At 41.5% G+C, this 22,513-nt stretch carries 20 protein-coding genes; 12 read left to right on the top strand and 8 right to left on the bottom strand.

The features are described 5' to 3' along the window. Positions 1–81: 81 nt before the first annotated feature. Genes rodA through purH form a run of 6 tightly spaced genes read right to left on the bottom strand, consistent with a single transcriptional unit; the run spans position 82 to position 7,133 of the window. The gene (rodA, locus tag C8P64_RS15800) at positions 82–1,329 is read right to left on the bottom strand and encodes a rod shape-determining protein RodA (RefSeq protein WP_108173071.1); all 1,248 of its coding nucleotides are present in this window, start codon (positions 1,327–1,329) and stop codon (positions 82–84) included. Beyond that, on the bottom strand, positions 1,330–3,198 hold the full coding sequence (gene mrdA, locus C8P64_RS15805) for a penicillin-binding protein 2 (RefSeq protein ID WP_108173072.1): 1,869 nt from the start codon (positions 3,196–3,198) through the stop codon (positions 1,330–1,332). It abuts the gene before it with no gap. Beyond that, a complete protein-coding gene (locus tag C8P64_RS15810) occupies positions 3,195–3,701 on the bottom strand; it encodes a rod shape-determining protein MreD (RefSeq protein ID WP_108173073.1) in 507 nt (168 codons plus the stop codon). The genes mrdA and C8P64_RS15810 overlap by 4 nt, the downstream gene beginning before the upstream one ends. Then, the gene (gene mreC / locus C8P64_RS15815) at positions 3,691–4,515 is read right to left on the bottom strand and encodes a rod shape-determining protein MreC (protein WP_108173074.1); all 825 of its coding nucleotides are present in this window, start codon (positions 4,513–4,515) and stop codon (positions 3,691–3,693) included. The genes C8P64_RS15810 and mreC overlap by 11 nt, the downstream gene beginning before the upstream one ends. 14 nt (positions 4,516–4,529) lie before the next feature. Next, on the bottom strand, positions 4,530–5,558 hold the full coding sequence (locus C8P64_RS15820) for a rod shape-determining protein (protein ID WP_011710806.1): 1,029 nt from the start codon (positions 5,556–5,558) through the stop codon (positions 4,530–4,532). A gap of 42 nt (positions 5,559–5,600) precedes the next feature. Continuing rightward, on the bottom strand, positions 5,601–7,133 hold the full coding sequence (gene purH / locus C8P64_RS15825; protein ID WP_108173075.1) for a bifunctional phosphoribosylaminoimidazolecarboxamide formyltransferase/IMP cyclohydrolase: 1,533 nt from the start codon (positions 7,131–7,133) through the stop codon (positions 5,601–5,603). A 146-nt stretch (positions 7,134–7,279) separates the two neighbouring features. Between purH and C8P64_RS15830 the strand changes: the two genes are divergently transcribed. After that, on the top strand, positions 7,280–8,536 hold the full coding sequence (locus C8P64_RS15830; RefSeq protein WP_108173076.1) for an ABC transporter permease: 1,257 nt from the start codon (positions 7,280–7,282) through the stop codon (positions 8,534–8,536). Positions 8,537–8,855: 319 nt separating this feature from the next. Here C8P64_RS15830 and C8P64_RS15835 read toward each other — a convergent pair whose 3' ends face one another. After that, positions 8,856–9,311 carry a GAF domain-containing protein gene (locus tag C8P64_RS15835; protein WP_108173077.1) on the bottom strand — a complete coding sequence of 152 codons (456 nt, stop codon included), beginning with the start codon at positions 9,309–9,311 and terminating at the stop codon, positions 8,856–8,858. An 88-nt stretch (positions 9,312–9,399) separates the two neighbouring features. On the opposite strand from C8P64_RS15835, the gene xrtF reads away from it, so the two are divergent. Together xrtF and C8P64_RS15845 are read left to right on the top strand one after the other, a co-directional pair. Then, complete coding sequence (gene xrtF / locus C8P64_RS15840) at positions 9,400–9,948, top strand: exosortase family protein XrtF (RefSeq protein WP_108173078.1); 549 nt, start codon at positions 9,400–9,402, stop codon at positions 9,946–9,948. Beyond that, positions 9,933–10,391 (top strand): exosortase F system-associated membrane protein, encoded by a 459-nt coding sequence (locus tag C8P64_RS15845; RefSeq protein WP_108173079.1) that lies wholly within the window; start codon positions 9,933–9,935, stop codon positions 10,389–10,391. Before xrtF ends, C8P64_RS15845 begins: the two co-directional genes overlap by 16 nt. Here C8P64_RS15845 and C8P64_RS15850 read toward each other — a convergent pair whose 3' ends face one another. Continuing rightward, entirely contained in the window at positions 10,392–11,339 is a 948-nt protein-coding gene (locus tag C8P64_RS15850; RefSeq protein WP_108173080.1) for an NmrA/HSCARG family protein, read from the bottom strand. Between the two features lie 197 nt (positions 11,340–11,536). On the opposite strand from C8P64_RS15850, the gene C8P64_RS15855 reads away from it, so the two are divergent. The 9 genes from C8P64_RS15855 to C8P64_RS15895 all read left to right on the top strand — a co-directional run bounded on the left by C8P64_RS15855 (position 11,537) and on the right by C8P64_RS15895 (position 22,407). After that, positions 11,537–11,929 carry an HYC_CC_PP family protein gene (locus C8P64_RS15855; RefSeq protein ID WP_108173081.1) on the top strand — a complete coding sequence of 131 codons (393 nt, stop codon included), beginning with the start codon at positions 11,537–11,539 and terminating at the stop codon, positions 11,927–11,929. Positions 11,930–12,030: 101 nt separating this feature from the next. Next, positions 12,031–15,873, top strand: coding sequence for an efflux RND transporter permease subunit (locus C8P64_RS15860; RefSeq protein ID WP_108173082.1), 3,843 nt, complete (start codon positions 12,031–12,033; stop codon positions 15,871–15,873). After that, on the top strand, positions 15,863–17,107 hold the full coding sequence (locus C8P64_RS15865; RefSeq protein ID WP_170106678.1) for a TolC family protein: 1,245 nt from the start codon (positions 15,863–15,865) through the stop codon (positions 17,105–17,107). The genes C8P64_RS15860 and C8P64_RS15865 overlap by 11 nt, the downstream gene beginning before the upstream one ends. After that, the gene (locus C8P64_RS15870; protein WP_108173084.1) at positions 17,094–18,797 is read left to right on the top strand and encodes an efflux RND transporter periplasmic adaptor subunit; all 1,704 of its coding nucleotides are present in this window, start codon (positions 17,094–17,096) and stop codon (positions 18,795–18,797) included. Before C8P64_RS15865 ends, C8P64_RS15870 begins: the two co-directional genes overlap by 14 nt. A gap of 47 nt (positions 18,798–18,844) precedes the next feature. Next, positions 18,845–19,336 carry a DUF305 domain-containing protein gene (locus C8P64_RS15875; RefSeq protein WP_108173085.1) on the top strand — a complete coding sequence of 164 codons (492 nt, stop codon included), beginning with the start codon at positions 18,845–18,847 and terminating at the stop codon, positions 19,334–19,336. Continuing rightward, the gene (locus tag C8P64_RS15880) at positions 19,336–20,085 is read left to right on the top strand and encodes a PepSY domain-containing protein (protein ID WP_108173086.1); all 750 of its coding nucleotides are present in this window, start codon (positions 19,336–19,338) and stop codon (positions 20,083–20,085) included. The genes C8P64_RS15875 and C8P64_RS15880 overlap by 1 nt, the downstream gene beginning before the upstream one ends. Before the next feature lie 34 nt (positions 20,086–20,119). Then, positions 20,120–20,689, top strand: coding sequence for a DUF3347 domain-containing protein (locus C8P64_RS15885; protein ID WP_108173087.1), 570 nt, complete (start codon positions 20,120–20,122; stop codon positions 20,687–20,689). A gap of 58 nt (positions 20,690–20,747) precedes the next feature. Then, complete coding sequence (locus C8P64_RS15890; protein WP_245889719.1) at positions 20,748–21,314, top strand: helix-turn-helix domain-containing protein; 567 nt, start codon at positions 20,748–20,750, stop codon at positions 21,312–21,314. 91 nt (positions 21,315–21,405) lie between these two features. Then, positions 21,406–22,407 (top strand): potassium channel family protein, encoded by a 1,002-nt coding sequence (locus C8P64_RS15895; protein WP_108173089.1) that lies wholly within the window; start codon positions 21,406–21,408, stop codon positions 22,405–22,407. Positions 22,408–22,513: the final 106 nt, after the last annotated feature.

Genomic DNA, 22,513 nt, shown 5'->3' on the forward strand with positions numbered 1-22,513 from the left:
TGATATTATGAAAAGAAAATATATCTATCCGGTGCTTATTCTATTAGTTGCTGCTATTCTTCTAATGGTAGATAAATGCTCTTAATAAGAGAGTCGGTCTGAGTCCAGCTTTATAAAGATAAATAGCAATATGGTGAATCCCCATAATCCTGATCCTCCATAACTAAAGAAGGGTAGTGGGATCCCAACGGTTGGGAAGATACCTATAACCATTCCTATATTCACGAGGAAGTGGATAAACAATATTCCTATTACCGAATATCCATAAACTCTGTAAAACTGGTTTCTTTGCCTTTCAGCCAGCACAAGAAGCCTGATCAGTAAAAAGACAAAAAGAAGTACCACCATAGCGCTTCCCAGGAATCCCCATTCTTCACCAACGGTACTAAAAATATAATCTGTATGTTGTTCGGGTACGAAATGACCTTTGGTCTGGGTACCTTCAGTCCAGCCTTTTCCTAACCAGCCACCACTACCAATTGCGATCTCACTTTGATTGGTGTTATAACCAATTCCGCGTGAATCGACTTCCTTGCCAAGAACGATATTAAACCTGTCGCGGTGCCTTTGTTCGAAGACATTTTCAAAAATATAGTTCACAGAAAAGCTAAGCCCTATAGATACTATCGCAAATAAGGTAATTAATAGGCGTCCTGGTCGTTTTTTTCTTTTTCTGAAGAAGAGTATCAGTCCAATGGTCAGCGCAGCAACACTTACCCAAATTGGGCCTACAACAAGTGTTAGAACGAAAACGGCTACTGCGGTTAAACCGGTAACCAGATAAAAACCAGAAAGTCCCTCACGATAAAGAGGGAAGAAGAAAGCGGCATATACCAGGGCGCTTCCAGGATCGGGCTGAGGGACGATCAGTATCGCCGGAATGGCAATAATGATGAATGCCTTTACCTGATGGCTCAGCCTCTTTATATTGGTTTGTATGTCACTTAAATACTTGGCCAGGGCAAGCGCTGTAGCGAATTTTGCGAATTCTGAAGGTTGTACTCCAAAACTCCCAAAAGAATACCAGGATGTGGCCCCGGATATCGTTTTACCAAAGACAAATAATCCCGCGAGGGAGAGGAGTGAGATGATATAGATAACGCTCGAGAAACGTTGATAGAATTTAGCCTCGATAGAAAGGATGATCACGATGAGGAAAATACTCAGGGCGATAAAAAGCGCCTGTTTTCCGTAAGGTTGACTCATATCGAAATACGAGCCCGAACTTGATCCCAAGGAAGCTGAATAAATATTGGCCCAGCCAAAAAATATCAATGCTAAATAAATGAATATGCTTATCCAGTCAAATCCCGCGCTGCTTTTACTCATTTACTGATTAATTCTAAAAGGTTCTCCGCTTAATGGTTTTGCATATTCGTCTTCCAGGCTGTGGCTTAAGATCCAGCTTTCCATATCGGTTCTGGTGATGGTTCCCTTAAGATATTTTTCGATCATAAGACTCGCCATTCTTCCTGCGTACCTGCTTCCCCAGTACCCGTTTTCCACGAATACAGCGATCGCAATTTTAGGATTTTCCACAGGAGCGAAAGCTACAAATATAGAGTGGTCTGTTAACTGAACTCTCTTTCCGTTTACCTTGGCAAAATTTTCTGCAGTACCTGTTTTACCAGCGATTTCAACTCCTGGAATTCTTAAGGTAGATGCTGTTCCGCTTTTATAAACTTCGTGCATCCCTTCGATCACCGGTTCAAAATGCCTGGCTTCTATGGTCGTGTAGTTCTTTTTAGTGAATTTCTCCTCTTTAATAGGATCTCCTTCGATCTCTTTAAGGATATGAGGAGTATAATACCAGCCTTTATTACTTATGGTTGCAGCCATATTCGCAAGCTGAATAGGCGTCATTAGAACCTCTCCCTGGCCTATGGCATTAGAGATGGTTGCTGTAGAGTACCATTTATAAGTTGGGTAATCATAGATCTGGTTGTAGTAATCTGAATCCGGGATTTTTCCTGGCTGTCCTGTACTCAGGTCATTCCCCATATACTGTCCCAAACCAAAACTCTTTAAATGCGCGTTCCAGGCATCCATTCCCTGTTGCGGAGTAGGATACTTCTCGATGATCCTTCTGTATACGTTCGCGAAATAGGCGTTGCAGGATTGGGCAATTCCAGGAATCATCGATAACGGACTTTTATGAGCATGGCAACCAAGCTTTCGTCCTCTTCCGTAGGAATATCCGTGATTACAGGAAAAACCATCCTTGATGCCTACAACTCCTTCCTGAAGACCTATAAGTGCATTCAGCGTTTTGAATGGAGATCCCGGAGGATATTGCGCCAGAAGACCACGGTCATATAGCGGCCTGGCGATAGTGTCATAATATAATTCGGTAAAATTTGGAGAACGCTGGCGTCCTACCAGTTTTGCAGGATCATAAGTTGGAGCCGTGATAAGAGCCAGGATTTCTCCTGATTCCGGTTCCAGCGCTACAATACCACCTCTTTTACCCTGCATTAATTTGGTTCCGTAATCCTGAAGGGCAGCATCAATAGTAAGTGAGATATCCTTGCCTTTTTCCGGTAGGGTATCATAAATACCATCCTTATAAGGGCCTATATCACGATTAAAACGGTCTTTTTGGATATGTTTTACCCCTTTAACTCCTCGCAAAAGATTTTCATAGGTTTCCTCGACACCTGCACGACCAATAAGGTCACCAGAAATATAGTACGGATTCTTATTAATGATGCTCTGGTTTACCTCGGCGATGTATCCGAGTACATTGGCGCTGTGATCTACCTGGTAATCTCTTAATGATCTTTTCTGAATATAGAATCCTTCATATTTCCTCATTTTCTCCTGAAGAATAGCATATTCGCTCTTGGTAAGTTGAGGAATAACCACAGAAGGCAACATGGGAGAATAGATCCTGGCCTTATCCAGTTTCTTTTCCAGGTCTTCTCTTTCAAGATTTAAGATCTGGCAGAACTCTGTAGTATCGAATGGTTTTAGATTTCTCGGGATCACCATCACATCATAAGAAGGCTGGTTTGAAACCATCAGCTCTCCATTACGATCATAAATATATCCTCGTTGCGGATAATCATACACCACCTTGATCGCATTATCCTGGGATCTAATCGCTAGCGAAGTGTCAACGATCTGCAGGTAAAACAATCTACCAATGAATATAAGACCAGTGGTTAAAATGGTTATGTATAGTAAAATCTTTCTCATCGATATTTTTTACTAAATAAAGTAAGGCTTAGAAGTGTTAGGATCACTGTGAATATACTGGAAAATAATGTTTTTTTCAGTATTAGAAGTATATGATTTAAGCTGAACATTTCCAAGGAAAACAATACAAAATGATGTACGATCACCATAAGGAAAACATAACTCAATTTCGAGCCGAAAGGTGTCGCTGCAAGGCGAATGTTCTGGTGGTCATAGCTGATCCCAAAAGAGAATCTCAATAAGTTAGGTCGTATAAAAGCTGCGACCAGGCAGGCTGCTGCATTTATCCCGCCGCTATCTTCAAAAATATCCACGCTCAATCCTAATAGGAAAGAGAGGAAAAGGAAAAGGCTTTGATTGCCCGCGAATGGATAGAGCAATATGAACAGCACATATAAATGCGGATTTATATATCCTGCAAAATTAATATTGTTCAGAATGAGGACTTGCAAGAATACAAGAATGATGAACCTGGCGATATTTGAAAAAAGCTTACTGTTCATTCGTATCCTGAAGTTTCTTGATTTCTTCCTTGTTCACGTTCTCTATAACATAGACATAACCAATATTGGTCATATCATTAAAAAGTTTGATGTTGATGGTATAATAACTCTGCGTCTGGTCCAGTTTGAAATCCTGGATGCTACCAATAGGAAGTCCTTTAGGATAGATCAATGAACGACCACCAGTTATTATCGTATCTCCTTTTTGCAATGGCGCCTGACGGGGAACATCTATAAGCTGAACGATATTAGGATCCTTGCCATCCCACACCAGACTACCAAAATGGTTGGTGTTATTTAGCTGTGCATTTATTCTGGACCTGCTGTTTAGGATTGAAATTACGCGGGAATAATTCTCGTTCACCCTATCCACTATTCCCACGATTCCCTGGCTGGTGATAACCCCGAATTCCTGTTCGATGCCAGCTTGTTTTCCACGGTTTAGCGTAAGATAATTATCAACCTTAGAGAAATTATTATTGATCACCCTTGCCGTCCTGAATAAATAATCTCCTTCAAAAGAAGTACTGTCCAGTTGTTTTTCTACCGAAATGCTATCGTGAATATTGGAGATAATGTTGCGAAGTTTGTTATTCTCTTCAAGCAATCTCTCATTATATTCATCGAGATGAAGATAAGTGTTGATGTTATTGGACCATGAATAGACTCCACCGGTCACAAAATTGGCAGAGCTTATAAAGCGACTCTTATGAAATGCGTGATTTTGAATTGTAAGAAATACAGATACAACGAACAGGATTAAGAATAAAATCGAATTCTTATTCCGAATAAGAAAGTTGAAAATCTGCTGCATAAATTAATCTTCTCCTACTTGATCAAAATCCCTTTGTATCGATTCAATGTCTTTAAACAGATACCTGTACCACGAACTACGGCTCTTAATGGATCTTCGGCGATATAAACCGGAAGATCTGTTTTCTGAGATAAACGTTTGTCCAGGCCTCTTAACATTGAACCACCACCTGCAAGGTAGATACCGGTATTGTAAATATCGGCAGCAAGTTCTGGCGGAGTCTGAGAAAGGGTTTCCATAACCGCATCTTCGATCCTCAAAATAGATTTATCTAAAGCCTTGGCAATTTCACGGTAAGAGATATTTACCTGCTTCGGTTTCCCGGTAAGAAGGTCTCTACCCTGAACGCTCATTTCGTCTGGCGGCACCTCAAGATCTTCAGTAGCCGCACCAATCTGTATCTTTATTTTTTCCGCAGTACGCTCACCAACATAAAGGTTATGCTGGGTTCTCATGTAATAAACGATATCATTGGTGAAAACATCACCGGCGATCTTCACCGATTTGTCACAAACGATACCTCCAAGAGCGATTACCGCAATTTCTGTAGTACCACCCCCTATATCCACGATCATATTTCCTTTAGGCTGCATGATGTCAACACCAATACCAATGGCAGCGGCCATAGGTTCGTGGATAAGGTAAACCTCTTTACCATTAACTCTTTCTGCACTTTCCTTAACGGCACGCATCTCCACTTCAGTAATTCCTGAAGGGATACAGATCACCATTCTTAAGGCAGGTGTGAAAAGTTTTTTCTTAAGCGCCGGGATTTCCTTGATGAACATGGTAAGCATCTTCTCACTGGCATCAAAATCGGCAATAACCCCATCCTTTAAGGGACGTATGGTTTTGATATTCTCATGAGTTTTTCCCTGCATCATAGCCGCTTCCTTACCTACGGCAGTTATCTTGCCGGAAGTCCTGTCGCGCGCTACTATTGAGGGGCTGTCTACAACAACTTTATCATTATGTATTATAAGGGTGTTGGCTGTACCTAAGTCGATTGCAATTTCTTCAATGAGAAAGTCGAAAAATCCCATAGTGTTTTTATAAGTATTGAGGTTCGGGTAAATGTACTAAAATTAATGTTTAAAATGGCGTGTTCCTGTCATCACCATTGCGATATTATTTTCATTGCAATAATCGATGCTCAGTTGATCTTTAATAGATCCTCCAGGCTGAATTACGGCAGTTATTCCGGCATTTCCGGCAATCTCCACACAATCAGGGAACGGGAAAAAGGCGTCACTCGCCATTACAGCACCATTCAGGTCAAATTCAAATGACCTAGCTTTTTCAATGCTCTGGGTTAGGGCGTCTACTCTTGATGTTTGACCCGTACCACTGGCACAAAGTTGTTTGTTTTTGGCTAAAACAATGGTATTCGATTTAGTGTGTTTGCATATTTTAGATGCAAATATCATGTCAGATAACTCGTCATCTGAAGGTTTATTGTTTGTTGCCTGCTGCAGATCTTCCAGTTTATCTGTCTTAAGATCTTTATCCTGCACTAAAACTCCATTCAAACAGGTTCTTACCTGGTCTTTTGGAAGTTCAACATCTTTAAGAACTAAAAGAATTCTGTTCTTTTTCCCTTTTAATATTTCTAAAGCTTCTGTAGAAAAAGATGGGGCGATCACCACTTCACAGAAAAGTTTGTGGATTTCTTCAGCAGTTTTGGCGTCGATTTCAACATTACTAATCAATATTCCACCGAAAGCAGAAACTGGATCTCCAGCCAATGCATCTACATAAGCCTGGTGGACGGTATCGCGCTGAGCAAGACCACAAGCGTTGTTATGTTTTAAAATCGCGAATGTTGGAGCTTCTCCCTTGAATTCGTTCATAAGGTTTGCCGCGGCATCAACATCCAGCAGGTTGTTATAAGAAAGTTCCTTACCGTGAAGCTTATCAAAGATGGCATCAAAGTCACCGAAAAATGTTCCCTTCTGGTGAGGATTTTCTCCATATCTCAATTCCTTACCTTTTAATTCACTTTGTTTAAAGGAATTCACTTCAGCATCCTGGTTAAAATAGTTGAAGATTGCAGAATCATAGTGAGAAGAAATATTGAAAGCCTTTGTAGCGAATCGTTTTCTATCGGCCATGCTGGTTTCTCCATTCTTTTCATTCAGCAGATCAAGGAATTCTTGGTAATCGTCTACAGATGAAACACAGGTAACATCCTTGAAGTTTTTGGCAGCAGCTCTAATAAGAGAAATCCCGCCAATATCTATTTTTTCGATGATGTCCTGTTCAGAAGCGCCAGAAGCTACTGTTTTTTCGAAAGGATAAAGGTCCACAATCACAATGTCTATCTGCGGAATTTCATATTGTTCCAGTTCCTTTACATCTCCTTCATGATCCTGACGGTTCAAAATTCCACCAAAAACCTTCGGGTGAAGAGTCTTTACTCTTCCGCCTAAAATTGAAGGATATGAGGTTACATCTTCCACCGGGATCACATCGATCCCAAGATCTTTGATGAATTTCTCGGTTCCTCCGGTAGAGTAAATGGTGATTCCCAGATCATTAAGTTTTTTAACGATAGGTTCTAATCCGTCTTTACTGAAAACTGAAATTAAAGCAGATTTTGCTTGTTTTAATTCGCTCATTGTGTTGTGTTTGTTAAAGGGGCAAAAGTAACCAATTAAGCTAAAAATCTGAAGGAGGAAACCTTGAATTCTAAATAAATTTTGTAACGAATTTTTAGAACGAACGTCCTATCTTTAAATCGACCTAAAACAGCTGATTTTATACCATGCTAATTTATTTACGTGTACTCAAGGAGAGCTTTAATTTCGCGATAAGCGCTCTTAAAAATAATCGTCTTCGTACTTTCCTCTCACTGCTGGGCGTTACCATTGGTATATTTTCTATTATCGCTGTACTTGCCGCGGTAGATTCACTTAAAAAAGATATTACGGGAAGTTTAAGTGCTCTGGACAATAGTACAGTGATCGTGATGAGGTTCAAATTTGGCCCATCAGAGATCCCTCGCTGGAAAAGAGAACAGTTTCCCGATGTCACCTACGAGGAATATCAAAATTTAAAGAAAAGCCTTCCAGATCTGGAAGCTATCAGTTTTGCTTTAGGGGTTCCCGGCGGAACGGCTATCAAATATCAGGATGCCACCAGCGCAGGAGTGGATATTGGCGCGGTAACTCATGAATATTATGATATTGAAGCCTTTGAACTGGAAGAAGGGAGGTTCTTTAATGAGCCTGAAGCCGTAAGCGGCTCGGGTGTAATAGTGCTGGGGCATGAGATCGCGAATACGCTTTTTGGTGAATCCAGTGGTATTGGAAAGGAAGTAAGGATCTTTGGAAGAAGAGCAACCGTAATAGGAATTCTTAAAAAACAGGGGCAATCACTTTTCACAGGTTCCCGCGACGGGCAGGCATTTGTACCGGCGAATTTTGCCAGGAGGGTATATGGTACCACCAAGGGAACTGTTTTTCCACAGATTGTATTGAAACCGGAAGACGGCGTAGATAATGACGAATTTATAGCGATGCTGGAACAGCAGCTTAGAAATATGCGAGGCCTTAAACCTGGTGAGATCAATAATTTCTTCGTGAACCAGCTTCAGGGATTTGCAGATTTTATAGATAATATTACCGGACAGTTGAATGTGATTGGGCTGGTGATCAGCGGATTCTCTTTGCTGGTTGGAGGCTTTGGAATCGCGAATATCATGTTCGTGAGTGTAAAAGAGCGTACCAATCTAATTGGGATTCAAAAATCTCTTGGAGCCAAAAACAGGTTCATTCTTTCACAATTTTTATTTGAAGCGATCATACTTTCAGTAATAGGAGGGATGGTTGGATTATTTATAGTCTGGCTCGTTTCAATCGTAGCCTCACAGTTCACTGGTGATTTCGAATTTGTGCTTTCTCCACTGAATATTTTAATAGGAACCGCCGTATCTGCAGTGATAGGATTAATATCAGGGATTATTCCCGCGATCTCAGCTTCTAAGCTTGATCCTGTAGAGGCGATAAGGACGGGAATGTAAAGGTCTCGTTAAAAACCGCCTCATTTTACTTCAATTTTAGCTTAAATTATTCTAAAAAGGATTAAAGTTAGTTAAAGGTCTGTATGTCAAGGGAAAGCTTGTGTAAGTTTGGATCAAAAGCTATGAAAATGGGAAATGAGATCGAAAAAAAGTATTTGAATTCTATTTTACAATTAATAGGATTTTTTATCCTATTATTTTTTACGATAGCATTTCAGATATAAGTTGAAAAAGGAATATCACTAAAAACTAACTACACCAAAAAAATAAAACCCTTAGGAAATCCTAAGGGTTTTGTTTTATACGAAAATGAGATCTTTTATAAGATCTCTGAGACTTTTTCATTCACCCACTGAAGAAAAATTTCATCTTCATGAGAGAAAGGATCTTCGGTATGACTGTCTATATCGATCTGGCCAATGTTTTCTCCATCTTTAAAAAGAGGAATAACGATCTCTGCCTTTACATGAATACTGCAGGCGATATAGTTATTTTGAGCCTTTACATCTGGCACCACGAAATTTTTATTCGAAACCGCGACCTGTCCGCAAATTCCTTTTCCAAAAGGGATGATCTCATGATCTGTAGGTTCCCCGGCGAAAGATCTTAATTTAAGTTCTTCTTTATCTCCATTTTTAAAGTAGAAACCTACCCAGTCATAATATGGTATAGTGGATTCAAGAAGTTCACAAACTTCGGTAAGCCTCTTGTCCACACTTAGATCCTCATTCTTAAGTATCTCTTCAACTCTTGGTTTTAATTTCTGAAATGGCATATTAACAATATTTAGTGCAAAAGTATTCAATTTCTCATGTAAAGCGAGCCTTTGATTTCTATAAATTTGTTAAAAACCCCTCTGAAGCTTGCTCAGTCTAATTAAGAAATATCGTCTTGTTCTTAGATTCATCTTTATATTTCTGGGTAGCTATTTTCTTTTCTCCAGCCTGTACAATGGGTTCCTGATTCTTTATGATACAGAGAATCCTGTACCCGATCCTTTAACCCAGCTAGTGGCGCGTCAAAGCGGAACTGTGATGCAGGGTCTTGGCTATGAAAATGTAGAAGTGGTCATGCACTATACGGGCTTATCCATGAAATTGATGGTGAACGATTATTTTTTAGCCGGAATCGTTGAAGGCTGTAACTCGGCAAGTATCATCATTCTTTTTACTTCTTTTATCCTCGCATTTTTTGGAAGAACCGTTTCAACCTTATTATATATCCTGGCCGGCTCAGTCATCATTTACGTGATCAATATCATAAGAATAGTCATCCTTGCGGTAAGCATTTATGAGTATCCGCAATATTCAAATATCATGCATTCCATATTTTTTCCATTGGCGATCTATGGAACGGTACTTATTCTCTGGTTGATCTGGGTTAGAATTTATTCACAATGGAAAAGACAGTAAAAAGACGTTACCGGATAGTAGAAATAGGACTTTTGGTCCTGATGCTTGCGGCTATAAGGTTTTTTGAACAGGAACTGTTCTATGATCCATTGATTCAATTCTTTAAATCTGATTATTTACTGGGCATCATTCCGCCAATGAATATGGCTAAACTCATGATCAACCTGAGTCTTAGGTTCTGGCTGAACACAGCTATCTCCCTTGCCATAATTTATATAAGCTTCAGAGACCTTAATATCCTGAAGTTTTCTGCCGTGCTTTATGCCGTTCTTTATGTGCTGGCAACCCTGGTATTCATCTTCCTTGTTCTTAATATTGAAAGAGAACATTACCTGGCTCTTTTTTATGTTAGACGCTTTTTAATTCATCCATTATTCCTGCTGATCTTACTACCGGCATTTTATTATTACAGGCTGCGGGAGTTCAGAAACAAAAACGACTAACTAAACTTCGATCTTAGATTTATTCTGCTCCAGCCATTGCCTGAAGTTGAGTAGCTCTGGGTTCAGTTTTTTTGTAGCATCGATATTCCTGATGGTACAGAAATACTCTTCAAATTCCGCTTTGAACTGGAACATGTTACCCAGGTCATCTGCTCCCGGAAAATCAAAATTCCTGTAAACCTCGGGCTCTACCGCATTGTACTTAACTTTCTTGCCATAGACCTCAGAGAAAATATCGGCCATTTCTTTACCGGTAAGATGTTCACCCGCTATAGCCACAATTTTATTCTTGTAGGTGTCACCAGCCTTAAATATTCCATAGGCACATTTTCCTATGTCTTCCGCGGCAATTCCTGGAAGTTCTTTTTTATCCATCGGGAAGGTGATCGCCAGTTCGCCATCTTCACCTTTTTGTGGGCCCATCCCGAAATTGATGAAATTATCCCAGTAGAAGGAAGTAAAGAGAAGGGTGTAGGGCACTTTACTGGCTGTGAAATATTCATCTGCTTCTCCCTTGGCATCAAAATGCGGGACTTTGTATTTTTCCATTAGAGTGGGCATACGGTCATCGTCTAAGGGAATCCATTTTCTGGTGTCTTCTAAAGTAGACCAGATCACGTGTTTTAAACCTGCTTCTTTGCCGGCTTCGGCCATATTTTTTGCTTGTTCCAGTTCTTTTTCGGGAGAGAAATGTTCCCAGAAGTTGGTCATACAAAATGCACCATAAGCTCCTTTGAAGGCCCTGACCACACTATCTTTATTATCGATGTCTGCTTCAACTACCTCGGCGCCTAGTTTTTTTAATTCTTTGGCTTTATCAGAAGAAGGGTTCCGGGTGAGTGCTCTTACTTTAAAACCGCCTTCAGGATCATTTAAAATAGCGCGAACCAGTCCACCTCCCTGCAATCCGGTCGCGCCTACTACGGCAATAATCTTACTATTTTCCATTTTTCTATTATTGTTTAAGTTGTTGATTCACATAAATTTACGGATAATATGATTAATTTTTAAAATTGAATTTTTGAAAGATTATTCCTGAAAATCGAAACTTAGATCCCTATGACTTCTTTAATTTTACCATCAGGTTTTAGGGTAGTTTTAGACCTGAAACTCTGATATTTAAAAAATATGTATTTTTGTAAGCAGTGAAAAAAGCTTTTCAACATATACTTTCTTTAACCATGGCCTTTTTGGTGATGCTGTCTACCATGTCTTTTACGGTAGATAAACATTTCTGCGGAAGCCACCTGGTAGATAAAGCGGTATTCTCAAAAGCGAAGACCTGCGGTATGCAAATGAACGCTGCTGCAGAGTCACATTGCTGTACCAATGAAAAGGTTTCTGTGGAAGGTCAGGACGAACTGAAGATCTCTTTTGATTCTTTCGATTTTCATCAGCAACTATTCATTACAACTTTCACCTATACTTATTTTGAACTCTTTGAAAGCCTGCCCAAACAGGTCATTCCTTTTAAAGATTATTCCCCACCCTTACTGGTCACAGATATACAGCTGGAAGACCAGGTATTCCTTATTTGATAGATTTGATTAAGGTGCTGTTCGGCTATTGCCATCGGTACCATTCTGCTATGCGTTTAGGCGAGGCCTAGGCTATTCTGAATTTTCAAATCATCAAGTATATGTTCAATAGAATCATTAAATATTTTCTTTATAACCGGCTGGTTACGGTTTTGCTGGTGCTTTTCCTTGTAGGCTGGGGATTGGTTACTGCTCCGTTTAACTGGGACACCGGTTTTCTTCCTAATGATCCGATGCCGGTGGATGCCATTCCCGATATTGGTGAAAACCAGCAGATCGTGTTTACCGAATGGCCTGGTCGTTCTCCGCAAGATGTCGAAGACCAGATCACTTACCCGCTTACCAGTTCGCTGCTGGGAATCCCGGGGGTAAAATCCATCAGGAGTTCTTCCATGTTCGGTTTTTCCAGTATCTATATCATTTTCGAAGAAGATGTAGAGTTCTATTGGTCTCGTTCCCGAGTTCTTGAAAAACTAAACTCGCTTCCTGCTAATCTTCTACCTTCTGAAGTTCAGCCTTCTTTGGGGCCAGATGCCACTGCTTTAGGTCAGGTGTACTGGTATACCCTCGAAGGTCGGGACTCTGCAGGTAATGTGACCGGGGGCTGGGATCTACACGAACTTAGGAAGGTCCAGGATTACTATGTGAAGCCCGGACTCAGCGGGACACAGGGGGTTTCTGAAGTTGCTTCGGTAGGTGGTTATGTGCAGGAATACCAAATAGATGTGAATCCTGATGCTTTAAAGGCCTTTGATATTGGTATCGATCAGGTGATGATGGCAGTTAAGAATTCCAATCGTGACGCCGGGGCCAAAACCCTTGAGGTAAATAAAGTGGAATACCTGGTTCGCGGACTGGGATATATCGAATCTATCGAGGATATAGAAAATACAGTAGTAGTAGCCAGGGACAATAAACCGATCCTGATTAGGGATATCGCCCGGGTGCATTTAGGACCTTCGGAAAGAAGAGGCATCCTGGATAAAGGTGGTGCCGATGTTGCCGGTGGGGTTGTGGTGGCCAGATATGGTTCCAATCCATTACAGGTAATTCAAAATGTCAAGGATAAGATCAACGAGATCTCGGCGGGATTACCTTCGAAGACTCTTGAAGATGGAACAGTTTCGAAACTTACTATTGTTCCTTTTTATGACAGGACGCAGCTTATCAATGAAACCATAGGTACGCTCGAAAGTGCACTATCACATGAAATTCTGATCAGTATCATTGTGATCATCGTACTGGTCTTGAACCTGAGAGCTTCGGTATTGATCTCAAGCTTACTACCCATTGCAGTTCTAATGACCTTCATCGCAATGCGCTATTTTGGGGTAGACGCGAATGTCGTGGCTCTTTCGGGTATTGCGATCGCCATTGGGGTAATGGTAGACGTGGGGATCGTCTTTGTTGAAAATACGATTCGCTGGCTGGAAATGCCGGAAAACAAAAATGCCAGGGGTAAAAGATTACTTGAAATCATTTATAAAGCTACGGTAGAAGTGGCCCCAGCAGTAACCACTGCCTTGCTTACCACCATCGTTAGTTTTCTACCGGTCTTTTTCATGGAAAATGCCGAAGGAAAATTATTCAGGCCTTTAGCTTTTACCAAGACCTTTGCCATAGGAGCAGCTTTTATAATTGGGGTACTGGTGCTACCTATGCTCTCTTATTTCTTTTTCAACGTAAGGGTAGATAAAAAGAAAACTAAACTGGCCTGGAACCTCAGTCTGGTTATTGGAGGGATCGTGCTGGCTTTGATGTTCAGTTTCTGGTTACCGCTGGCATTAACGCTAATTGGCTTACTGAAACTTTTTGAAAATAGGAGCCCTGAGCTGCTTGGAAAATATTCTTCACAGATCATTATTGGAATTACCTTATTAGTGACCATCCTCTTCCTGGCTGAAGAGTGGATGCCTCTTGGCTTTGAAAAGAGCCTTTTTTCCAATTATATTTTCGTGATCATCTTAATTGGTCTTACATTGGTGCTATTACTGGCCGTGGTGAGATATTATGAACCTATTCTTAACTGGTGTCTAACCCACAAAGCACAGTTCTTTGCGTTGCCATTAATAACCATATTACTAGGGGCGATGATCTGGTTCGGGTTTCCAAAGCTATTTGGATTTGTTGACGACGCGCTGGAGGAAGTAGGTGTGGATATTAATCAAACCAAGGTCTGGTCCGGTCTTACTCACACATTTCCCGGGGTTGGCAAGGAATTCATGCCTTCTCTTAATGAAGGTAGCTTTTTGCTGATGCCTACGACCATGCCGCACGCGGGAATAGAATATACCAAGGAGACCGTTCAAAAGCTGGATATGGCGGTGACCAATATTCCGGAAGTGGAAATTTCTGTGGGAAAACTGGGTCGTATTGAAAGTGCACTGGATCCTGCTCCTGTCTCCATGTTCGAAAATATTATCAACTATAAACCGGAATATGCGCTTAACGAGGACGGTAAACCCATGCGTTTTAAAGTTGACGATGACGATCGATTCATCCTTAGAACCGGAGATAGCCTGTCCAATACAGATGCTATTGCAAAAAATATAAAGAGAGAAGAGTTAATTCCCGCTGAAGACGGGAAGTACTTCAGGAACTGGAGAGATCATATCCAGAGCCCTGATGATATCTGGGATGAGATCGTAAAGAGGACCAAACTGCCCGGGGTGACTTCTGCACCAAAATTACAGCCTATAGAAACCAGGCTGGTCATGTTGCAAACGGGAATGCGGGCTCCTATGGGTATTAAGGTATATGGCCCAGATCTAAAAACAATTCAGGATTTTGGCATCCAGCTGGAAAACCTTTTGAAACAGGTGCCATCCGTAAAATCTGAAGCCGTATTTGCAGATAGGGTGGTTGGAAAACCTTACCTGGAGATCGATATAGACCGTAATGCTATTGCCAGGTATGGACTGAGCATCGAAGATGTGCAGCAAACCATCGAAACCGCTATTGGCGGGATGGAGATCACTTCTACGGTAGAGGGTAGGGAAAGATTCCCGGTTAGAGTCCGTTATCCGCGGGAGCTAAGGGATAATCCGGAAGCTATAAAGCGAATCCTGGTGCCAACTTCCACAGGGGCACAGGTGCCATTGGGTGAGCTGGCCGATCTGGAATATGTCCGTGGACCGCAAATGATCAAAAGTGAAGAGACCTTCCTGGTGGGATATGTATTATTCGATAAACGTGACGGCTATGCTGAAGTGAACGTGGTAAACGATGCTCAGAACTTTATTCAGGAAAAGGTAGATAATGGAGAATTGGTGGTGCCTGAAGGGGTCAATTTTAAATTTTCCGGAAATTATGAAAACCAGGTAAGGGCTGTAAAAAGACTGTCAATTTTGATTCCGCTGTGTTTGATCATCATCTTCCTGTTACTGTATTTTCAGTTTAAGACGGTTATAGCGTCTACCATTCATTTTTCAGGAGTCTTCGTGGCATTTGCAGGTGGATTCATCATGATCTGGCTATACGGCCAGGGATGGTTCATGGATTTCGATGTATTCGGCACTAATATGCGAGACTTGTTCCAGATACGTGAAGTGAATTTGAGTGTGGCTGTGTGGGTCGGATTTATCGCTTTGTTCGGAATTGCTACAGATGACGGGGTGTTAATGGGTACGTACATTCACCAGGTCTTCGAACGCAGGCAGCCGAAAACAGTGCCTGAAGTCCGCGATGCCGTACTCGAAGCCGGCAAGAAGCGGGTGCGTCCTGCTATGATGACCACAGCAGTTACCATCATTGCGCTATTCCCGGTACTTACCTCTACCGGTAAAGGATCTGATATCATGGTGCCTATGGCTATTCCGATCGTGGGAGGAATGATCATCCAGATCATGACCATATTCGTGGTGCCGGTCTTACAGGCTTTCTGGCGTGAAAGCGTGGTAAAAAGAAATTTAGAAACTAATAATGAGCCAACGAATGAAAACTAATCAATTTATACTCGTATTGTTTTGTTTGATGCTCTCCCTGTTTCAGGGTCAGGCTCAGCAAGTAGAAGAATATTTGCAGGTGGCTTCAGAAAATAATCCTGAAGTGAAGGCAGCATATACCAGGTTCGAGGCGGCACTACAAAAAGCTCCTCAGGTTTCTTCGCTTCCTGATCCTACATTGACCATGAGCGCATTCGGAAGGATGATAGAAACCAGGTTGGGAGCACAGGAAGCAAGATTTTCTTTAATGCAGATGTTTCCCTGGTTTGGAACCAATAAACTGAAGAAAACTTCCGCAGAGCTGATGGCCGAAGCGAAATTCCAGGATTTCCTGCAGGTTCGGGAAAATCTTTTCGTCAAAGTAAAAGCGGAATATGCCGAGATCTTCCGGATCGAAAATACTCTGAAGGTGATGCAAGAAGATCTGGAGATCCTCAATTCTTACAGGAAGCTTGCGCTGAATCGTTTTGAGGCGGGGAGTGCCCCGATGGTGAACGTGGTTAAGGTGGACATCAAAAAGGAAGAACTGCTCACGCAGATTGAATTGATGAAGGAAGAGCTGGAAACCAAAAAAAGGCAGTTCAATATTCTGCTTAACAGGTCGCAAACAGCCATGGTTGAGGTGGGAGATAAACTGGAATATGATGCAGTAATTGGCAATATTTCCAATTTTGAAGCACATCCAAGTATCTCGGCTCTGGAATTCGAAAAGGAAGCCTTTGAGAACGAGATCGAACTTTCAAAAAAGGATGGCCTGCCTATGCTGGGGCTTGGAGTGGATTATGCGATCATTTCAAAAAGAACAGATGCCAACCCGATGGATAATGGCCAGGATGCGATCATGCCCATGTTCTCGGTGAGCCTGCCTATTTTCAGGAAAAAATATAAGGCCGCGAGACAGGAGGCCGAATTGATGGCCCAGGCTACTGAACAGGAAAAACAGGCAAAGGTCAATGAACTAAGCAGTGAGGCAGAAATGCTGAGCTATGAACTTCGAAAGGCAGAACGTTTGATCGATCTTTATGACAGGCAGATCACTTCTTCAAACCAGGCCAATAAATTACTGATCTCGGGATTCAGCAATGCCAATTCAGATTTCGAGGAGGTACTGCAAATGAACCAGGACCTTTTGATGCTGAAGATCCAGAAGATCGAGGCGCAGGTGAACGGCTATAAAGTAGCCGCCAGATTAGACTACCTATCATTTAAAAATACTACAGATGAAAACGAATAGAAAAAACATATTTCTGGCCATAGGCGTCCTGGTTTTAGGGATCTTCCTTGGCTGGTTGTTCTTCGGAGGAAATGAAACCGCCGGGGATGAGCACGATCATTCGGCAGTTTCAGAAGCCGAAATCTGGACCTGCTCTATGCATCCACAAATAAGACAGCCGGAGCCGGGACAATGTCCCATTTGCGGAATGGACCTTATCCCCCTTTCAGAAGATGAAGGAGGGCTGGATGCAGACATGTTCAGGATGAGCGAGGATGCGATGAAACTGGCGAACATCAGTACCATGACCGTTGGAGGCGGGCAGATTGGCAAAGAATTGCGGCTGAACGGAAAAGTTGTGGTAGATGAGCGTAACGACTACACCCAAACCGTGCATATTCCAGGGCGTATCGAGAAACTGATGGTGAACTTCACCGGGGAAAAGGTAAATCGAGGTCAGGGTCTGGCTACGATCTATTCCCCTCAACTGGTAACTGCCCAGGCCGAGTTATTACAGGCGCAGGAGATCAAGGAATCCCAACCGGAACTGTTTGCTGCGGCAAAGCAAAAACTAAGGAACTGGAAAATAAGTGATGCGCAGATCGACAGGATGTTGGCCGAAGGAGAGCCGATCCAGAGGTTTTCCATCCGCGCCGATGTTAGTGGCGTGGTGACAGAACTTATGGCGGAGCCCGGAGACCATCTTGAACAGGGAATGCCTATCTACCAGATCGCGAACCTGGATCAGCTTTGGATACAGTTCGACCTATATGAAAGTGACCTGAACTGGGTTGAAGAAGGCAGCACGGTTGAATATACCGTGAAATCCATTCCGGGGAAAACCTTCGAAGGAAAGATAAGTTTTGTAGATCCATTATTGAACGATAATACAAGGGTAGCCACCGCAAGGATAGAAGTGAGCAATAAGGATGGAAAATTAAAGCCGGGAATGTTCGTGAGCGGCGTAGTGGAAAATCAGCTGGGATCTACGGGCGAAGACCGTATTGTGATCCCTGAATCTGCTGTTCTATGGACCGGGGAACGTTCGGTGGTATATGTGAAAACTGAAATGGACAAAGGAGCCGGATTTGAAATGCGAGAAGTGAATCTTGGGCCCGCCCTTGCCGATTCCTATATCATAGAAAGCGGACTGAAACCGGGAGAAGAGATCGTGGTGAATGGTACTTTTACCGTGGATGCGGCCGTTCAGTTGGCGGGAAAACCAAGCATGATGAACCCGAATATCGGGAATGAAGGTTTAGAGGTTTCAGAAGAAGAGAAATCGGTTTTACAACTGCTCTTCAGCAATTACCTGGAATTGAAGGACGCCCTGGTAAATGATGATTTTCAGAAGGCAAAAAGCGAAGGCAAAGAATTACAACAGGCAATAGACCAGGTACAGGTGGCGGCTTTAAGTGATGAGGTGAAGGCTGTGCTTAAGATCAATATTCCAAAACTTCAATCGGTTACAGATAGGCTTGTGAATGCGGCTTCCATCGATGCGGCCAGGAAAGAATTTATTAGCCTTTCCAATACCATGATTGATCTTGCCCGATCCACCAAACCTATCGACGGGATGTATATTCAGCATTGCCCCATGGCCAATAATAATCGTGGAGCAGACTGGCTTAGTTTGAGTTCAGAAGTGCGAAATCCTTATTACGGGGAGTCTATGCTCACCTGTGGGGAGGTCACGGCAGAGATCAGGTAATATCAGTATTGTTTAAAAAAATTATAACCAACCAAAAACCAGAAATTATGGAAACCAAACACCAAAACAAGGAGCAGAAGAGCGGTAGTAATTATACCAGGTTCTTTTTAATGCTGGGTTTATCTTTTGTAGCCATGTACATCACCATGTACCTGAATACCTATGAAATCGACCATGTCTATTTCAGCCTGACGAGATTTTATATGACCTGTCTTGGTATAGCTGCAATGGCCGTGATTATGCTTTCGCTTATGCTTAAAATGTATAAAAACAGGAAAAAGAACATTGCTATATATGTAGGCAGTCTATTACTTTTTGTGGCCGCATTAGGACTGGTGAGAGCTCAGCGCCCTATAATTGGGGATGTTTTGTATATGAAGGCGATGATCCCGCATCACTCTATCGCTATCTTAACGAGTAAGAGAGCCGATATACAAGACCCGGAAGTTAGAGAACTGGCAGATGGGATCATCAAGGCACAGGTAAAGGAAATCGCGGAAATGAAGAAACTTATCGAAAAACTAGAGAAGGGTAAATAATGGTTAAAAGGAAAACCGCTATAAATATTAGAAAGGCCCACAGATACCTGGGAATCTTTATTGGGATACAATTTATTATGTGGACGGTAAGTGGTCTCTATTTTAGCTGGACAGATCTGGATGAGATCCACGGCGACCATTTCAAAAAAGAAGCGCCTGTACATTCATCTTTTTCAGATCTTAAAAGTCCGACAGAACTCCATCCTGAGATGGAGGTAGCTTCAGTAAAACTGCAGGAGATCTCCGGTAAGCCATTTTATTATGTTAATGATAAGGTACTAATGGATGCCCGCAATGGAGAAATTATCGAGGAGATCAGCAGCCAGCAGGCACTGGATATAGCTTCCAGATATATGAAAGAAGATCTAAAAGTTTCTGGAATCGAAAGGATCACAGAAACCGGGAGGCATCATGAATATAGAGAACGTTTACTTCCTGCCTGGGTTATTTCTTACGATACCGATGAAAACCTTAAGGCTTATGTAGGTGCGCTTACCGGTAATTTCAATACGGTTAGACACCGCGACTGGCGTTGGTTTGATTTCCTCTGGATGACCCATACCATGGATTATGAGGGAAGGGACGATTTCAATAATTTATTGCTAAGATCATTTTCGTTGCTGGGTTTGATCACCGTACTGAGCGGATTCCTGCTCTGGTATGTTTCTTCCCCCACAGTCAGGAAGATTCTTAAGCCAGTTAAAAAGGTGAAAAAGAAGAAGAAAAATCCTGTTATCAGGAACAATTAAATACGTCAAAAATCAATAATTAATAATTCGAAAAATGAAAAGAAGAGTTAGAAGTTTAATCAGCATGAGTTTAGTTGCAGGGAGTTTAATGATGTACTCTTGCGGAGATTCAAAGAAGGAAAAAGACGATGCAGTTTCTCACGAAGATCACGAAATGCATGAAAATTCTGATCATACACATTCTGAAAAAACCATGGCTGCAGCGACTGCCGAATTTGAAAATGAAGTAGTAAAGAAGGCCTTTAACCAGTATCTTGAGGTAAAAGATGCTTTGGTGCAGACAGATGCCGAAGCTGCTGCCGAAGCTGCCAAAGAACTTCAGGCAAGCCTTGAAGAAAATAATCCTGAGATCGCAGTTATCGCTGGAAATATTGCGGCCGAGAAAGATGTGAATAAGCAGAGGGAGATATTTTCTGAATTAACCGCGGCTATGGACCCAGTGTTAAAGCAAGAAATTTCTTCAGGAAAGATCTACAAGCAGTTTTGCCCTATGGCGTTTGAAGGAAAAGGAGATTACTGGTACTCGACTTCAGAAGAGATAAGAAATCCGTATTTTGGAGATAAAATGCTGAAGTGTGGAAGAGTAGATGAAACTATAGAATAAAAATACCGGATATCCAGGCCGGTTTATTCGGTCTGGATATTCTTTTAAAATTAATTTCTTGGAAGAAAAGACGATCAATATTCGTAACGTGGTATGCCAGCGATGCATTATGACCGTAGAGGATATTCTCAACAGGATGAATATACCCTTTAAAGAGGTCAGTTTGGGGCAGGCCATATTAAATCGTGATCTGGAACCCAGGGAAAGGATCGCTCTAGAGAAGGAATTTGAAAAGGTTGGTTTTGAGATCATCCAGGATCGCAATGAGAAACTCATTAATAACATTAAATCCCTGATCATTGAAAAGGTGTATTCTGAAGATACTTCCGTAGAAAAACTTTCTGGCTTGTTAACTTCAGAACTTAATTACGATTACAGTCATATCACCCATGTCTTTACGGAAAATGAAGGCCAGAGCATACAGAAATTCTATAACGCGGTACGTATTGAAAGGGTAAAGGAATTACTTAACTATGATGACTGGAGCATCGCGATGATCGCCGATAATTTAGGGTATTCCACCCCGGCCTATCTCTCTACTTCTTTTAAAAATGCTACTGGTCTTACGCCTTCAGAATATAAAAAGAAGCATGCCAGCGACCGCAAGACTCTCGATTCCATCTAACAAGGCCCGCTTTCCAAGGTTTTAGCATTTCTATATAATAAAGTTGTTGAGTGATTTCTTAATTTCCCGGAAATCCGACCAATAACTAATTATGAGCTTATTTTTGATCGCAGGGATCATCCTGTATTTTGCTATTGTCATCGATATTCTTCAAACCACGCTTTCTATGCAGGGAGGGGGATGGCTCACCAGCCGGTTCGCCCATTTTTTCTGGAAGCTTTTTCTTAAGATCTCAGGAAACAATGGTAGATCAAAGATATTATCCAGAACGGGGTATATCCTGCTCATTTCTATAGTTTTAATTTGGGTTTTCTTTTTATGGATGAGCCTCGTCCTTATTTTTTCGGGCTATCCCGGAGCGATCATAGATAGCACTACAAAAATTCCTGCTAATTTCTGGCAAATAGTCTATTATAGCGGTTATAGTCTTTCTACCCTGGGAATGGGGGATTATGTGGCTTCAGCCGATATTTGGAGGATAGTAACAAGTATTTATTCCTTTACCGGCTTAATTCTACTCACTATGTCTGTCACCTATTTTATTCCTGTACTTTCTGCGGTGATAGATCAGCGAAAGCTTGGAATTACCTTGAGCACTTTGGGTAGTACCCCCGAAGAAATAATCATAAGCTGTTGGAATGGAGAAAATTTTGATCCGCTTTTAAAGAAAGTTGATAAAATTTCAGATTCGATCATAAAATATAGTCAGCAGCATCGAGCCTATCCGGTAATTCATTATTTCCATAATAACAAAGAGAAAAATGCGGTCATTCTTCAACTGGCCAGGTTATACGAGGCGTTATTGATCATTTCATTTGAAGTGAAAGTAGAATATAGACCCGGATATGAAAATCTCAAGCCGCTTTTTGTAGCCTATGATAATTATTTTGAAGTCATCGCTGAGGTTACACATATCGATCCGGTAAATTCAGAACCATCCTTTTCAGGGACCAATAAACTGTCAGAAAGGAAAATGCTGACTCAGGATTCAAATGACTATTCAGAAGAAATTAGCAGAAACCGTAAACTTTTCAAGACCCTAATAGAGCAAGATGGATGGAAATGGGAACTTATAGATGCAAAAAAAACCTAATAATTCTGTATTTGAGTTAAAAACTTTTAAAACTGAAAGATGTTAGCATTTTTTTAAAAGTGTCTCTTCCCGGTCATTTCTACATTTGAGTTATAACCAATAAATT

It is taken from the genome of Christiangramia gaetbulicola, assembly GCF_003054225.1.
Lineage (GTDB): Bacteria > Bacteroidota > Bacteroidia > Flavobacteriales > Flavobacteriaceae > Christiangramia > Christiangramia gaetbulicola.